Here is a 16,292-nt window from a genome sequence, read left to right as displayed (position 1 = left end):
ACGGGAGGGAAGAAGCCAATGGTTTACCCATTTTCAAGCTGTATTCCGGAAAGGAGGCCAAAAACAGAAACTAAGCTGTCAAAGTCTGGCTTCAGTTATATGAGGCAAGAGTTCGCTGTAAAGGTGTTGCTTCTAATCGCAGTTGATATTCATTTAAAGGTCATTTCTGGAAAACAGCGTCAAAACGGCATCAGGCTTGGATGCGGTGATGGGAACGGTACTCATTGGGAGAGCACTCGTAGCGTTTCTTGAACTCCCGGAAAAAGTAAGATTGGTTGTTGAAGCCGGTTTGGTAGAAGATCTCAGACACGCTTAGGTTGGTGTTCTGCAACAGGGCCGCCGCTTTCTGCAGGCGCACATGTTTGATGAACTCGGCGGGTGTCATGGCCGAGAGGGCTTTTAGCTTGCGGTAGAGCTGCATTTTGCTCAGCATCAGCTCCTTTTCCAGCAGGGCGGCGTTCAGGTCGGGGTTGTCCAGGTGCGCTTCAATGCGTTGGAGTGCTTTGGATAGGAATTCCTTATCAGTGTTTTCCAGTTGATCCTCCTCTAGAGAAAGGATGAAGCTGTCTTTCTGAAACAGTTGGTGCAGGCGGTTCTTGTATTCCAGCAGTTTGCGGACCCGCACCAGCAGGTGAGCGGTATGGAAGGGTTTGGGAATATAAGCATCGGCGCCGGCGTCATAACCTTCAACTTTTTCCTCCAGGGTGCCGCGGGCAGTGAGCAGCACCACCGGAATGTGGCAGGTCTCCGGGGTATTTTTCAGGCGCGCGCAAAGCTCCAGGCCGTCCATCTCCGGCATCATGATATCGGAGATGATCAGGTCGGGGAGGGTTTTGGCTAGTAACTCCAGCGCTTGCTGACCGTTTTCGGCCTCAAAAATCAAAAACTCCTCTTCCAGCAAGTCACGCAGGAGATAGCGGATATCGGCTTCGTCTTCCACCAGCAGTACCATGGGTTTGTGGCTCGGGTCTAAGCTCTGGAGCAGGGCGCGTTTGTTGTTTTGGGAGGTGGGTTGCCCGTTTTGTTTCCGGGGTTGGTGCGTGGCAGCGTGCAACAGCGGAGAGGGCTTGTCTTGCAACACGTTATCCCGGGTGAGCCCCGTCACGCCCGGAATGGCGGAAATAGGAAGCGTGGCCGTAAACGTTACCCAGTCGTCAGCGCTTTGCACCGTAATCTGCCCGTTGAGCAGCGAAACCATTTCCTGGGTGAACGCCAGCCCAATCCCGAAACTGAATTTACTTTTCTGGGTGCTATCCAGCACAAAGAACCGGTCAAACAGCTTTCGCAGTTGTTCCGGTGATAGATTACTGCCCGAGTTGGCCACCGTGATCTGCACCTGGTGGGTAGCGGCGTTCTCAGTCACGGTAAGAATTACTTCCTGGTTGGATTCGCTGTGCTTGAATGCGTTGGAGAGCAGGTTGAAGACAATCTTCTCCAGCTTGTCCTTGTCGGTCCAGCCCAGAATGGCCGGGCTGATGTGGGAGGTGAAGCGGAGCTTTTTCTGTTCCTGCAGAGGCTTAAACAGTTCGGCGATGTTGGCGAGCAGCGCCGAGACATTCACATAGCTGTAATGCACCTTCAGGTGGCCTTCCTGCGCCTTCCTGAACTCCAGGATTTGGTTCACCAGGTAATGCAGCCGGGAAGTGTGTTGCTGTACCAAAGACAGGAAATAAGCGCTGTCACCGGTTTTAGTCTGTGGCCCTCTTTTCTGGAGGTAGCGTTCCAAAGAGCCGGTGATGAGCGTGAGCGGGGTTTGCAGCTCATGGGCGATGTTGGTGAAGAAACTCAGCTGCTCCTGGTGCACTTCCTCGTCCTTCAACCGCAAACGATGCTCCAAGTCCAATTGGTTTCTCATTTCCAGGCGGCTTCGGCGGTAAGAGGAGTAAGCGTAAATGACCACCACCGCTACCACAAAATAGAAGAGAAATGCCTGCCAGCTCAGCCAAAGGTACTGGTCTACGGTAACCCGGAACAACACAGCTTCCGGCGTCCATTGACCTTCACCATTCGTCCATTTTACTTTGAATGTGTAGGTGCCGGGCGCCAGGTTGCGGTAGGAGATTCTTCCGTTGGTGCCAGAATACACCCAAGTCTGGTCTGCCCCCTCCAGCATATAAGCGTACTGCGATTTCTCTGATTTCTGGAAGTCAATGGCCTTCAACCGGACATCAAAGAACCCCTCGCGGCGGGGTACCGTGAAATTCTCCGCTTTTTGGGATTGACCGGGCCGAAGCACCAACTGACCATAGGCGCTGCGGTAGATCTTGCTGCCTAGTTGCAGGTCAGACACCAGCAAATTCACCTGACGGTTGCTGTACTGGATCTCCTCAGGATTCACGTAATTGAACCCGTAAATCCCTCCGAAGAACAGCATTCCCTGGGCGTTCTTCCACACGGCTCCGTCGCTGAACTCGTTTCCCTGCAACCCGTCCTCGGCTTGGAACCGGTCTATCTGAAGCGACGAGGGGTTGATGCGGGCCAAACCATTGTTGGTGCTGACCCAGATGTTTCCCTTGCCATCCTCCGTGATGCCGTGGATGGAGTTGTTGGGCAAACCTTCCTCGGTGGTCAGTTTCCTGAAGATTACTTTGTGCAGGAGCGCATCACTTTCCTTAACCCAGTTCAGGCCATAGCTGGTGCCAATCCAAAGATAGTTCTGGCGGTCTTTGTAGAGCGAGAGTACATCGTTATGGGACAAACCCTCGGCCACAGAGAAAGCTTTAAAATGCCGGAATTTGCGGGTGATTTTATCGAACAAGCTCAGCCCTCCATTGCGACAGCCCAGCCAAAGGTGATGGTCCTTGCCTTCCATTAAAGAAAAAATCACGTTGCTGGCCGGGCCGGTCCCATCGCCATGGAACATGAAACGCTCCAGGTATTGTACTGCCCATTTGCCCAAGCCTAGGGCCCGGAGTTTTAGATGAACCAGGCCATAACCGCTGGTCGCCAACCACACAGAGCTGTCCTGGTCCGGCAACACGGCATACACCGAGGCAAACGTTGGGTAGTGGTCGCTGCCTTCCACTTCCTTCCATTTGAGGAAGGTTTTGGTTTGGGGATCATACAATGTAATACCTAGTCCGTCGGTGCCAAGGTAAACAAGTCCTTCTTTTCCGGGCTGGATGGCGTACACTGCGTTGTTCTCTAATTGCTGAGGCGCCGAGTAGGAGAGTGGTTCCGTCTCCAATTGCGTCCGGTTTGGGGCATACTTAAACCTGAGAATACCGTTCCCTTTGGTGCCTACCCAAAGCTCCTCACCTACCTCGGCAAAAGCCCGCACTGCTTTGAAAGGAACTCCGTTGGGCAGTTCGGAAATGCTATGGAATAATCGGTGATTGGGCGCAATTTTCAGGATACCGTTGCCGTCGGTTCCTACCCAAAGCGTTTGGTCCTTTGAGGCCCAAAAGGAAGTAGCGGATACGTTTTGGAGCAGGTTGAGCTCTTTGCCAACATCGCCCATGAGCTGGAAACGGTGATCAAAGCTCCCAACTCCTCCGCTGGCCCAGGCTACCTGAAAACCGAAAGGAGTGTGTGCCAAGGCTTTGATGGGCTCCGGGAAAAGGGCCACTGTTTTCGTCTGCAAGGTTACAGGTGAGATTTCTCTGAGCGTGTGCGTGCCCGTTTCCTGGAAGTAGACCTTTTCCCTAAGCACAAAGAGTTTCTCCGCTTTGATAGGAATGGTATGCTCTTTCAGGAAGGTCTGGTTCTGTGGGGAGTAGACCTCCACCCGGTCCTGGTTCAAAACCCACAGCTTCCCTTGAGCATCAAAAGCGAAATCTGAAACGTTAGCCACGGGAAAAGGGAAATTAAACGGTTCAAAGGCTTTGGTAGTGGGGTTGAAGCGTTTTCCCACGGTTTTTTCCTTCTCCTGAATTAGGCAGAATACCCCATGCTGCGAACTGATGGCCAACACCTGTACATCTACTTGTCTGCCGTTTTCATAAAAGTAATTGTAAAACTCACCGGTTTGCTTGCTGTAGCGGGAAATGCCCTCGCTGGTTTCAACCCAGATGTTTTTAGCCGCATCCTCGGAAATGTAGGTGATGACGTTGTTGCCTATGCTTTTGCCCGAGCCTTTCTGGTGGTAGTTGAAGATATGGAAACTGGAGCCATCGTACACATTGAGGCCGTCATAGGTACCTATCCAAAGCAAATCATCAGAATCCTGGAAAATAGCGTTGACGCAACTGTTGGAAAGGCCGTTTCGACTGTCCAATTGGTGCACTGCGTAAAACCTCCCCTCAGCCGGTTGGCCGTAAGCTGAATTTTCCCAGGAAAGCGAAGCCAAAAAGAACAGCAGAAGGAAACGTAGCATATTCTAGAGAATTAACGAAGACCGGATTTAATTCTAAAGGTGATTCTTCTGGCAAGACTGCGGGCAAGGCAATGCAGAGAGTTGCTATATAGGTGACGTTTAGTAAGATATTTTTCAATAAAAGTGTGGTGATGAATCTAATTTACTGATTTTTGCCAAAACTTTAGCGTTGTGATAGTTGGTGCGGGATTCTTCTATAGGCATTTATAAATCCCTGAACATCAAAGTTTATCTCTGTTTCCTGTCTATACCGTTTCAGACCTGTTTTATGAAAATCAAGCCCAAAATAGAAAGAGCAATACACACCCTTTTACTTATTAGTGAAAGCTTAATTGAACAGGAAGCTTGGAACCTTTGGCCTGATTTTCCGGTGGCTTAAACAAAAACCAGTCCTCCTGTTTTGGGTCTGTTTTCTCGTAAACAGGCCCAAAACAGGAGGACTGGTGCTTTAAAGGGTTTTGAAATACTCAGGGTTTGTACAGCCTGTACCCAAAAAGGAAGATAACAGTGTAGCAAAGAATGGGAAGGTAGTAGGCGTGCGCTACATCCTGGTTCGCAATAAGCCCCATGAGCGGAGGGAAAACGGCACCCCCCACCACGCCCATCACTATAAAAGAGGAGGCTTGCTGCGTATGAGGTCCCAGGTCTTTTAAACCCAAACTGAAAATAGTAGGGAACATGATGCTGAAGAAGAAATTAAGCATCAGCAGAGCGATAAAGGAAGGCCAGCCCCAGCTTTGGGCGATGACCAGGCACATGACCATGTTGGCCAGGGCAAAAGCGGCCAGCAGTTTATTAGGGGCGATAAACCGCATCAGGTACGTCCCGATAAATCGCCCCAGCATCATCATAACCATGCTCAGGGAGAAGTAATAGGAGGCAGTTTCATCGTTGAGTCCCATTTTCTCCACGCCATAGTTGATGAAAAAGGCCCAGGTGGCGCCTTGCGCACCCACGTTGAAGAACTGTGTGATGAACGCCCAGACAAAATGCCGGTGCTGGAACAGCTTCTTGGGCGCTTTCAGGTCCTGTGGTGTGAAGGGAACCTCATAGGCATCCGGGTCAATGGCATGGGCATCTTTCAAGGCAGGCACTTTCACGAAGGAGAAAGCAATCGCAATAAGGGTAATCAGGACGCCAATGCTCAGGTAAAGCGTTTTGACGGAGCTTAGTCCTTCTTGGGTATCTCCGCCTACTCGCAAAATAAAGTAGCCGCCAATCAGCGGACCGATGACCGCGCCCAATCCGTTGAAGCCTTGCGCAAAGTTCAGGCGCTGGTCACTGGTACGCTCATCGCCTAATGAAGCGACAAACGGGTGCGCCACCGCCTCCAAAGTCGCCAGGCCGCAGGCCAGCACAAACAAGGCAACCCGGAAGAACCCGAAAGACTCCGCGTTTGCAGCAGGCAGGAACAGGAAAGCGCCGCAGGCATAGAGCGTAAGCCCCAGCAATACGCCGTTTTTGTAGCCGAAACGCTTCATAAACAACCCCGCGGGAATGCCCATCACGGCATAAGCCCCGAAGATGGAGAACTGCACCAAGCCAGATTCCGCCTTAGATACATTAAGCACGTTCTGAAAATGACGGTTCAGCACATCTCCCATGGTGATGGCAATACCCCAAAGCATGAAAAGCGAAACCACGAACGCAAAAGTGACCAGGAAGCGCCTCTCCGTGAAGTTTGGTTTCTCCCCAAGAAGATCGCTTTGATTTGTGACAGCTGTTTGTAACATACTTCAACTAGTTAAGGGGAATTCCTGCTGCTTGGTTAGGTAACCTGCAGAAGAATAATGCCTTAAAAGTAGCTGCCAAGGGGCTGTAGCTTATGTACTATGGTAACAAAGTAGTGTAGTTGTGTTCTAAGGGTAGTTAAACCAAAAGCAAAAGCCACTGAATTGGGTTTGTGATGTACCCGAAGTGGATTAGAATACTTTTTTAACGCCCAGGGGTTGGGGAAGAAGCAACAGGTTATTCTTCCGGATATAGGCTGTCTGGTTTTCCCATTCTATTCGGTACCAAATGTCCTGCTCTCCAAGGATGTTCACTTTGTGCCCAAGGCTCACGGTGGCCACTAACCCAGCCCCCGCCGAGGGAGCGGTCATGATGGGCACGTTGCTGTACCGGATAATGCCTTGTTGGTCCAGGCTCAAGAAATTAGCGAAGTAGAAGAGAAAGGCCAGGTACAGGACAAACCCGCCTTTGGCCTCGGGGCTGATGGGTTTCTTTTTAGACCAGTTGACCAGGAGCAGGGTCACGCAGATAACGGCCCCTACCAACAGCAACTCCAGTATCTGGACGTAATATTTATAGAACTGAGTTTTGAAGAAGTTCCAGTCGGTGTATTCATAGCCTGAAAGATGCTGCTGAAGCCCTACTTCCTCCATTTTCCGTAACACCGACCTGCTGGGATGTTTGCTGTAGTACAACTGCAGGTAATGCATGGACTGGGTGTATTGCTGCAAGCCTTCATGTATGTAGGCCATCTTCAGAAGCATTTGGGGAGAGTAAATTCGCTTCTGGGAGAGCAACTGCTCATAAATCCTGAGGGCCTGGGTATATCGGTGCTGATTGAATAAAGAATCTGCCTGAGTTAATGCTGCGTTAGAGGATTGAGCCATAATGGGTTGCATCCGGAAGAGGCAAAAGGCACAAAAAAGCAGGCAAAATTTGAAAAAAATGTTTGGCATTTACAGAAAGTGATGATACTTTTGCATCGCAAATAAGGGTAACGCCCTTACAAGCAAAGGTAGTAAAAAGATTCTGTAGCTCAGCTGGTAGAGCAATACACTTTTAATGTATGGGTCCTGGGTTCGAATCCCAGCGGGATCACTTGATTTCCAAAAGCCTTTCCGGCTCACAAGTCGGGAAGGCTTTTTTTACCACCTTCTTTCGTTTTCTGATTCTGTAGCTCAGCTGGTAGAGCAATACACTTTTAATGTATGGGTCCTGGGTTCGAATCCCAGCGGGATCACTTCTGCAAGCCCCTCTTTCGTTTGAAAGAGGGGCTTTTTCTTTTTCGCTCTCTTGTTTTGGGGATTTGTCGGTAGGTTTTCAAAGGAGAGCTATCCGGCGATTGCAAAACTTTGGGGTTTTAGTAAGTCATTATTTACAAAAAAATAAAACGGCCTTCTACCTGTCTCATATATTTTTTGCCCTTATTGGGCTTGGTTAGGCGATTGTCAGAGGTAATAAAAATTTTACCAGTAGATTGTGAAACTTTTTTTATAGGCCCCGTTAAAAAGGGTCTGCTCTCTTAAGTGCCTGCTTCTTAGGCCTTGGTAAACTAGTTATTTTGGAAAGAATCAGCCGCAATAGAAGAAGTTCTCGCGTGGTGTAAAGAAGGAATAAGTGGTTGAAAGTCAATTAGAGTTTCATTTTGAGTTTTGCTCATTTTTAAAATAAATTTATTAAGGTAATACTTTAAGTAAACTTTTAGGATTTTGTAATTCAGTTTGCTTTTTAGTTTGAAAAGGCGCGAAAATGCAAGGTAAAAAGGGTAGTTTAGGCTAAATTATCAATCAGGTTCTTGAAAAGAAGGAACCAATAACAATTTTTATCATTGTACTTTATTTATATTAATTTTATAAAAATAAGGTAAACCATATATTTTTTTGGGCTTAATTTCAAAAATTAAGCCCAAAACAAAACATAAGTAATAATTTATTGTATATTTGGCCTAAGGAATGAATAAATATATTATTTATGAAGTCTGCTCCAATCTCCGTTAATGAGTCTTCTAATATGAATGAGTGGCAGTCCTTGCAATTTCCAAGAACTACCAGTGATTCCTATTATTCAAAGCATTTAGAGGGAATAGACACGCTATTTAAAATTCCTACTCCCTCCATATCGCTTAGCAGTTTTAACCAAGGAATTAAGTCAGTGATTACTTTGGTGAAAGAGCAAGTGATGGCCTTTCTGTCTATTTCTACAGATAAGGCCTGGAAAAGAAAGATGATAGGCCTTGGGGAGGCAGTTCAGTTTGGGACGGCTTTCCAGAATGGTTCTTATGCCAATTCAGGTTTTTACGTTTTCAGAGATAGCTCTTTTAGGAGCAACGTAAAGGAAGGAGGATACGGGATGGATACTATATTCAGTGTTCCACCGAAATTCAGTCTTTATAGATTTGAAGGTTCTAAAGCCTTCCCATTAGGTTCTTACATAAACAGCATCGACGACATTCAGGTGCATGCAAAATCCGCTCAGGACTTACATAGTCTGTCCAAGACCGCTTCTTTAAGTGAAGAGGTTAATTCTTTATTAGAAGCTGGTTTCTGGGAGTATTCCTTAGAATCAGAAGCTTTTTTCTGTTCAGAATATATCTATGATCTGCTACGCATTCCCTCTTCCATAACCCTGACCAGTTTTGCGTCTCTTTTGCCGTATGTGGCCGAAGAGGGGCAGGCATACCTGATCAATGCCTGGGAAGAACTGGTTAATAACGGGGAAGATCTGAATTGTTTGGTGGAGGTGCTCGGGGAGGAAGAATCCCTTTGGATGCGGGTGAAAGGTAAATCTATTTCCAGAACCACAAAGGGAACCAAGGTGATAGGTACTATCCAGAATGTCACTGAGCAGGTCAGAAAAGAAAGGGCTTTGGTGTCAGAAAAGATAGCTGCAGAGCATGCGGCCCAGGTTAAGGCCGAGTTTGTTTCTTATATGAGCCATGAGATCCGTACACCTCTGAATGCCATCATGGGCCTTACTTACCTGCTTTTACAGGAAGACGGATTGAAGGAGGAGTACAAAGAAAACCTGAACTCCATTCACTTCTCTTCGCAGAGCCTGCTTGCCCTGATCAACAATACCCTTGATTACTCCAAAATGGAGGCCGGAAAGGTAGAATTGGAAAAAGTGAACTTCCATTTAAAGGACCTCCTGAAGAATACGCACCAGGCACTCTGCCTTCGGTCTATGGAAAAGAAAATCAACTTTGATCTTTCCATAGACCCGCGTACTCCTGCAGAAGTAGCCGGTGACCCGGTTAGGTTGATGCAAATTCTGAACAACCTATTGAGCAATGCCATCAAATTCACAGAGCACGGTTCTGTGAAGTTGGGGGTAGAGGTTATCTACCAGACCAACCAAGAGTGGGTGCTGGAGTTTTCTGTGTCTGACACCGGTATCGGGATTCCGGCAGAAAAGCAGGATGCTATATTTGATAGCTTTACGCAGGTAAATACATCCACTCATCGGGAATATGGTGGAACCGGCCTTGGCTTGTCTATCACCAAAAACCTGGTGGAACTCCATAAAGGAACCATCCAGGTGAAAAGCGTGGAAGGGGAGGGATCAATTTTTAGTGTACGGTTGAAATTTGTGAAGCCGCAAGCCTCTTTGGTTACGCTCCCTAAATCAGCAGGTAGTAAAATTCCTTATTCTAAACTAAGAGGAGTAAAAATATTGGTGGTAGATGACAACGTTATGAACAAAACCGTTGCCACAAAGCTGTTAACCAACTGGCATGCAGAAGTTGATACCGCCGAAGATGGGTTAGCTGCCCTTTCCAAGATTAACTCCACGGAGTATGACCTTGTCCTAATGGACCTGTACATGCCAAATTTGGATGGTTTTCAGACGGTATCTACTTTGCGTGAGGCAGGTTTCCAGGTGCCGGTTATTGCCTTAACGGCTAATGCCAGCGATGCGGAACGTAAACGAATTGTTGAAGCCGGGGTAAATGATTATCTGACCAAGCCGTTTGTGCCGCAAGACTTGTTCAATAAACTACTCCAACATATTGACCTGAACAAGGTTCCCTGTTAAGGAGGGCGCCAAGCCATGTATGATCCCTAGGGCCCGGGAGGTTCAGGGAAAATCTACTTCCCTTGATGGTTTTAGAATGAATACCTACTCAGTGACAAAGGGTAATAGGTGTTTTCGGTTAAAAGGAGAATTTGCCTGATTATAAGTTGAATTAGCCAGTACTTTCTGTCTGAACCAAATGTATGAATGCGGCGATCTATTGTTAACAAGCCTCTTCCTTGTGATCCTCTCAGGCATCAACCCTCCTTTTACTACTCCACCCAATTACTCACAGCCTTTATCTTTTTAATCAATCAGAGGTAGAGAACTCTATAGTTGATGACGTAGATTGGTGTGAAATGTCTGATCAAGTCTTAATTGAATAGAAAAGGACCTGAGTTGAAGAAGTATGACCTGTTCAGCGTCCAATTTTAAAAGAAAAATATTTAATAAACCTGCGGTTTCTGATAAATAGGTGCAGAGAAGTGCAAACACAATTAACTATTGTCCAAATACTTTCTTAAATTGGCAATAGAAGATAGTTAATTGTTTTTATTGAATATTTTATTTTCTGATCTCCATGTCCAGCTTACAAAATGACAGTTCTGCTAAGATCTTCGTTCTTGAGGATGATCTCTGGTATTCACAGTTCCTGAGCTATCATCTTTCAACCAACCCTGACCATGAAGTAGAGGTGTTCAACTCGGTTGATGAGTTTCTGGGGCGTTTAACAGACGCTCCTACCATCATTACTTTGGATTATCATCTTCCTTCAATCACTGGAGAGGAGGTTTTGCAGAAGGTTCTGGAAAAGAGCCCCAATTCGTACATCATCATCATTTCAGGCCAGGAGGATATCAGAAAAGCGGTGAGCCTGATGAAGATGGGTGCATATGATTATATCGTCAAAAATGAAGAAACAAAAGAGCGTCTTTGGAGCATTGTAGAAAAGATTAAACACAATAGATCTCTGAGGCGGGAAATAGAGGATTTGCGCAAAGAAGTAAAGCAAAAATACTCCCTGGGCAGTGATTTGGTTGGTTCGTCTGAGCCAATAAAGAAGGTATACCAGTTGGTGGAGAAAGCCGCAGCCAATAACATAAACGTTACCGTAACTGGCGAAACCGGTACTGGGAAAGAACTCATTGCCAAAGCCATCCACCAGAATTCTAGAAGATCTAAGATGCCTTTTGTGGCAGTGAACATCGCCGCCCTACCTTCTGAATTGCTGGAGAGTGAACTCTTCGGGCACGAAAAAGGGGCTTTCACTGGGGCCACTTCCCGTAGGGTGGGAAAATTCGAAGAAGCAAACGGAGGAACACTCTTTTTGGATGAGATAGGGGAAATGAGTTTTAACCTGCAGGCAAAGCTTCTCAGGGTACTGCAGGAGCGCGAAGTGACACCCGTAGGATCAAACAAGAGCATTCCCGTGAAAGTCCGGATTGTCACCGCTACCCACCGAAACCTCATAGATGAAGTGAAGAAAGGGAACTTCAGGGAAGACTTATTCTATAGGCTGTTGGGTATCCAAATCCATTTGCCTCCTCTGCGGGAAAGAGGGCATGATATCTTGTTGATAGCGCATAAGGTGCTCAAAGATTTCTGCAAGCAGAATGATTTAGAGGACAAAACCTTCACCTCCGAAGCGCAAAAAAAGCTCCTAGGCCACCTTTACCCAGGGAATGTGCGGGAACTAAAGGCAGTAGTAGAGTTGGCCGCAGTCCTCTCAGATTCCAGCTCTGTGACAGAAAATGATATTCAACTGCAAAAGGCCGTTTCAGGGTCTGCCAACCAGGAAAAAACTCTGGACGAGTATATTCACGAAATGGTTCAGAGCTATTTAGATAAATACAATTACAATGTGGTCTATGTAGCCGATAAGCTCAAAGTCGGAAAATCTACCATCTACAGGATGATCCAAAAAGGAGATGTGCTTATTCCTGAGCAGAAAAGGTACTAACCCAACTCTGCACCTTGTAAGCCAGCTGTTTTGAGGCTAAAAGTAGAAAACAAGGCGTTAAACGTGAATCTGTTATCAGACGCATTTGGCCGGTTTATTTGTTCATGAATCTGAATTGATTTAGAATACAGTTAAGAATATTGGCTTACAAACACATTGGCTTACAAAAAAATAATAGGTTGGTGTAGGCAGGTATTAAGTTGAATAATAGAGAATAGAAGCAGAAAGATTTGTACCAAAGAACTACAATGGTGGGGAAGGATGGAATTGTTGTTAAAAGGTTATGCAATTTATTTACCAGATTTTCGAGGAAAGCCCCAATCCCACTTATATCAAAGATTCCGGAGGGAAAATAGTTTGGGCCAATTTCGCTTATGCCTCGTTACATAGATCAACTTTGCCCCAAGTGCTTGAAAAAGGTGCAGTAGATTTCGATTTCTCCTATGAACGGGATCTGGAGGTGCTTGAAGCGAATGAGGCAAATGAAATAGAGGAGTTTTATAAACTAGAAGACGGAAGGGGAGCCTGGTTCCTGACGGTGAAAAAGCCAGTTGTGAATCAATCTGGGGAACGCTGGTTGTTTTCAACCTCTGCCGAAATCACCAACCTGAAAGAGACCATTCAGATCGCAGAAGATTCGTTTGCCTCCAAGGAAAAACTGCTGGCGGAAGTCAACCGGGAACTGGAAGCTCCTATCAACGCCATTATAAGTTTGGTCAGGCTCCTGAAGCAAACGTTCATCAGCAAAGACCAGAAAAGGTATCTGAATTCCATTCTTTCTATCTCAGACTATATCCTGGAAGTTCCTAAAGATGTTTTGGAGTACGCCAGGGTAGAAGCCGGGGTATTTGAAGTAGCCACAGAAACCGTAGATATTGCAGCTTTCATCCGGGGGATCATGCAACCCCTCATCACCAAAGCCGCGGATCAGGAGGTGACGGTCCGGTTTAGAGAGCCCGAAGGACCAATCCCGCCGGTTGAAATCAATCCGGTTTACCTGAACCTGGTTTTGGTGAAAGTCATCAAATGTGCCATTAGGTACACCAAGAGCAAAGAGGTTTTGTTTTCCTTTTTTCAAAGAGAAAGAGTTGAAAACATGCTCACCCTGCAATTCTCCATCAGCAATTTAGGCTTGGATCAAAACTATGAAGCATTAACCAGATTGTTTAAACCTGAAACAAAGCAGCAAGCCGATGAGAAGTACAACCGTAGTGGAATTGACTTAGGTGTCTATACTTGCAAAAAGTTGATTGAACTGCAAGGTGGAAAAGCGTGGCTGCTAGAAAATGAGGATCAGGGAACAAGTATAGAGTTTATGCTTTCTTTTCCAATAATACCGCAGAAACAGGAAGCTAAGGTTAAGGAAGGGTTACCTCAAGAAAATTCAATCTATCCAGAGCAAGCTAAAGGATTGAAACTGCTTTTGGTAGATGGAGATGAGAATAGCCACGCATTGGTCAAACACCAAATTCAGAACTGGAACACCAAACTGGACATAGCCATCAATGGAGAGGAAGGTAAAAGGATGGCCACTCAGGAAAGCTATGATTTAATCTTAATGGATGTGGAAGAGATGGATTCAGATAGCAATGAAGTTGCTTCTGAAATCCTGAGCCTGGAGGGAGCCAATCGGTTCACTCCCATTGTGGCCTTTACAAATAATCCTGAACCCACTGCATTTGAGAAATACAGGGAAGCTGGTTATGCTGATTTCTTAAGGAAGCCTTACCACGCCTTTGATTTATATCTATGTATTTCCAAAAACACCGGGTATCATTCTAGGGAACAGATTACCCGGGAGCCAAAGAAAGGAGAACAAGAACAACCTTTGTTTGACTTCTCTGGGTTGGGGAATATGGCCGAGGACAGTGTCTTTATCAGGAAAATGCAGAAGCTTTTCATTGAAATTGTGCCAGAGCAATTGTCTAAATTAATAAACGCAGTTCAGCGCCAGGAGTGGGAAGCTGTTTCTCTTATTGCACATAGCCTTAAGTCCACTTATGGGAACATCAAAATCACCAAAGCAGCTGAAGCCATGAAACGCATTGAAGAAATCTCAGGCTCCCAAACCAACCTTCCTGAGATTAATAAATTATTATTGGTGGTGAAGGAAACTACTCAGAAAGTAATGGATATGTTTTCAAAAGAACTGGATGCCTCTTGATAAGTAAGTCTTGTTTTTGGGGTGAATTTTTAAATTCGACTCTAAATAAGCATTTGATTAAATAGATGAATTAAATAGGTTGGTGAAGTTAGATTAAGGGAGCAGAATATTAAATAAAGTTTAAGAAATGAATAATAGCCTTGCGAAGGCTTAATTGTTTTTTAAGTCTTCAATTGCCAAATAGTGCGTTTTTATAATCAAAAAACTGTATAAATTCGAAAGCAATAATAATTGTAAATAATTGGAATGTATAAGAAGAAAACTAAAGAAATAATCTCTTTTAGCCCTTATTTAGTAAACCAACCATAAAATAACAAGAGTACACCAAAAAGTATTGTTAAGGTGTTATCAGTCTTAAGGTGAAAAGCCCTTTTTCAACCTTCTACATCTCCTTGTTCTCCCTGATATTCTTCTTAAGTCCCAGATTGGAACCGGTATTCCCAAAATGGGATAAGCATAGCAAGGAAACTGTATAAATTATACTCTGCTACTAAATTTTAATACAAAAACAATATTGGCACGGTAATTTCATAGTATTTATAAAAAAGATAAAAATGAAACAGTGTATATTAATTGTGGACGATGAGCCTACCATAGGATTGATACTGGAACATTACTTCTCCAAAGCCTATCAGGTTGTAGTAAAATCAAATGGAAAAGAAGCCATGGCTTGGTTGGAAGAAGGACATCACATTGATGCCATTGTTGCTGATTTTGAAATGCCTTTTATGAATGGTTTGGATTTTATCAAACAGCTAAGAGCCAGCACTTTATTCAAAGATATTCCTTTGATAATGTTATCTGGAAAAGAGGAGTCAAGAAACAAAATCCTTTGCCTTAGGAGTGGAGCAGATGATTATATGATCAAACCCTTTAATCCAGAGGAGCTTGAAATAAGAATAAAAAATGTTCTTAAAAGAGTAAAGATATCTTAAGGAGAAGTGGGGATGAGGGTTGTTTTTCTATCACCGGACACGCAGGAAGCAGATGGGTTTAAATCGGAGTTTGGTCAGAGTATAGAGATAAAGCATTTTGGCAACCCTAAGCTTTTCTTACAATCACTGGAAAGAGGCGATCAGTACCATATAATAATAAATGCTGCGTCACCAGGATCTCCTTTAGGCATCAATTTGTTAAGGGCAATTAAAGAGAAATACACGGTTTCTACTCCTGTGATCTGGTTAGCCAATAGCCCAGTTCCTCCCACCTTGCAGAGAATGTTAATGGCAGCAGGAGTGTCAGATATCTTCTGCCAAAAGCCTGATCAGGAAAAGCTAATTACCAGAATCAATTACTTAGCCCAAGCCAAAAGAATGGAGACAAAATCAAGTATTGAGAATGCTTATGCATACAGATACCCTTTAGGGAAAAGAGTATTTGATATTGTTGTAGCTTCTGTTGCGCTTCTTTGTCTTTCTCCAATTTTGCTGATTATCACGCTATTGATTAAGCTGGAATCAAAAGGACCGGCCTTCTATTACTCTTATCGGGTGGGTACGGGATTTAAGATCTTTAAATTCTGGAAATTCAGGTCCATGCGACAAGATGCAGACCAACTACTGGACTCTATCAAGGTCTTCAACCAGTACCAGGCGCCTGCCAAGGAATTCAATGTGGAGGGGTTTACCCTTTGTACCGCCTGTGCGGGAGGCAGCCTGGAGTGCGCTAACAAGTTGATTGACGAACAAGGTAAAATCATCTGTGAACAACAATACATAGAATCAAAGAAAACGAAGACTGGTCCTGCCTTCATCAAAATCGCGAATGATCCAAGGGTAACGCGCCTGGGGCTGTTCCTTCGCAACACCAGCATCGATGAATTACCACAATTGTATAATGTCTTACGGGGAGACATGTCCATTGTAGGAAACAGGCCTCTTCCCATCTATGAGGCTGAAAAAATAACCACAGACGAATATGCAGCCCGTTTTATTGCCCCTGCCGGGATCACTGGTTTATGGCAGGTAAGCAAGCGAGGTAAAAAGAACATGTCAGAGGAGGAGCGCAAGGCATTGGATATAGAATATGCCCGAAAGTTCTCAATGAAGAAAGACTTATACATCCTGCTCAAGACTGTACCAGCAATGTTTCAAAAAGAAAATGTTTAA

General features: G+C 45.2%; 8 protein-coding genes and 2 tRNA genes. 7 read left to right on the top strand and 3 right to left on the bottom strand.

Translation table 11 applies throughout. The annotated features are described in order from the left end of the window. Positions 1 to 190: 190 nt before the first annotated feature. The 3 genes from EFB08_RS12215 to EFB08_RS12200 form a co-directional block, all read right to left on the bottom strand. Positions 191 to 4,315, bottom strand: a complete 4,125-nt coding sequence (locus EFB08_RS12215; RefSeq protein WP_123127251.1) for a hybrid sensor histidine kinase/response regulator transcription factor — start codon at positions 4,313 to 4,315, stop codon at positions 191 to 193. A 467-nt stretch (positions 4,316 to 4,782) separates the two neighbouring features. Next, a complete protein-coding gene (gene fucP, locus EFB08_RS12205) occupies positions 4,783 to 6,048 on the bottom strand; it encodes an L-fucose:H+ symporter permease (RefSeq protein WP_123127249.1) in 1,266 nt (421 codons plus the stop codon). A gap of 189 nt (positions 6,049 to 6,237) precedes the next feature. Then, positions 6,238 to 6,933 carry an SH3 domain-containing protein gene (locus EFB08_RS12200; RefSeq protein ID WP_227006323.1) on the bottom strand — a complete coding sequence of 232 codons (696 nt, stop codon included), beginning with the start codon at positions 6,931 to 6,933 and terminating at the stop codon, positions 6,238 to 6,240. Positions 6,934 to 7,071: 138 nt separating this feature from the next. On the opposite strand from EFB08_RS12200, the gene EFB08_RS12195 reads away from it, so the two are divergent. From EFB08_RS12195 to EFB08_RS12165, 7 genes are all read left to right on the top strand, one after another. Continuing rightward, positions 7,072 to 7,144: transfer RNA gene (locus tag EFB08_RS12195), tRNA-Lys, on the top strand. A gap of 69 nt (positions 7,145 to 7,213) precedes the next feature. Next, positions 7,214 to 7,286, top strand: a tRNA-Lys gene (locus tag EFB08_RS12190). 1,109 nt (positions 7,287 to 8,395) lie between these two features. Next, positions 8,396 to 10,081, top strand: a complete 1,686-nt coding sequence (locus EFB08_RS12185) for an ATP-binding protein (protein ID WP_165864882.1) — start codon at positions 8,396 to 8,398, stop codon at positions 10,079 to 10,081. Positions 10,082 to 10,640: 559 nt separating this feature from the next. Then, positions 10,641 to 12,020, top strand: coding sequence for a sigma-54-dependent transcriptional regulator (locus EFB08_RS12180; protein ID WP_123127246.1), 1,380 nt, complete (start codon positions 10,641 to 10,643; stop codon positions 12,018 to 12,020). Positions 12,021 to 12,303: 283 nt separating this feature from the next. After that, entirely contained in the window at positions 12,304 to 14,184 is a 1,881-nt protein-coding gene (locus tag EFB08_RS12175) for an ATP-binding response regulator (RefSeq protein ID WP_123127245.1), read from the top strand. A 554-nt stretch (positions 14,185 to 14,738) separates the two neighbouring features. Then, positions 14,739 to 15,119: a response regulator transcription factor gene (locus tag EFB08_RS12170; RefSeq protein ID WP_227006322.1), complete on the top strand. Its 381-nt coding sequence runs from the start codon at positions 14,739 to 14,741 to the stop codon at positions 15,117 to 15,119. A 12-nt stretch (positions 15,120 to 15,131) separates the two neighbouring features. Continuing rightward, positions 15,132 to 16,292, top strand: a complete 1,161-nt coding sequence (locus tag EFB08_RS12165; protein ID WP_227006321.1) for a sugar transferase — start codon at positions 15,132 to 15,134, stop codon at positions 16,290 to 16,292.

Source organism: Rufibacter latericius (assembly GCF_003721515.1).
Classification (GTDB): Bacteria; Bacteroidota; Bacteroidia; order Cytophagales; family Hymenobacteraceae; genus Nibribacter; species Nibribacter latericius.
Note: the sequence above shows the minus strand (reverse complement) of the source record. Positions and strands in the feature narration are given on the sequence as shown.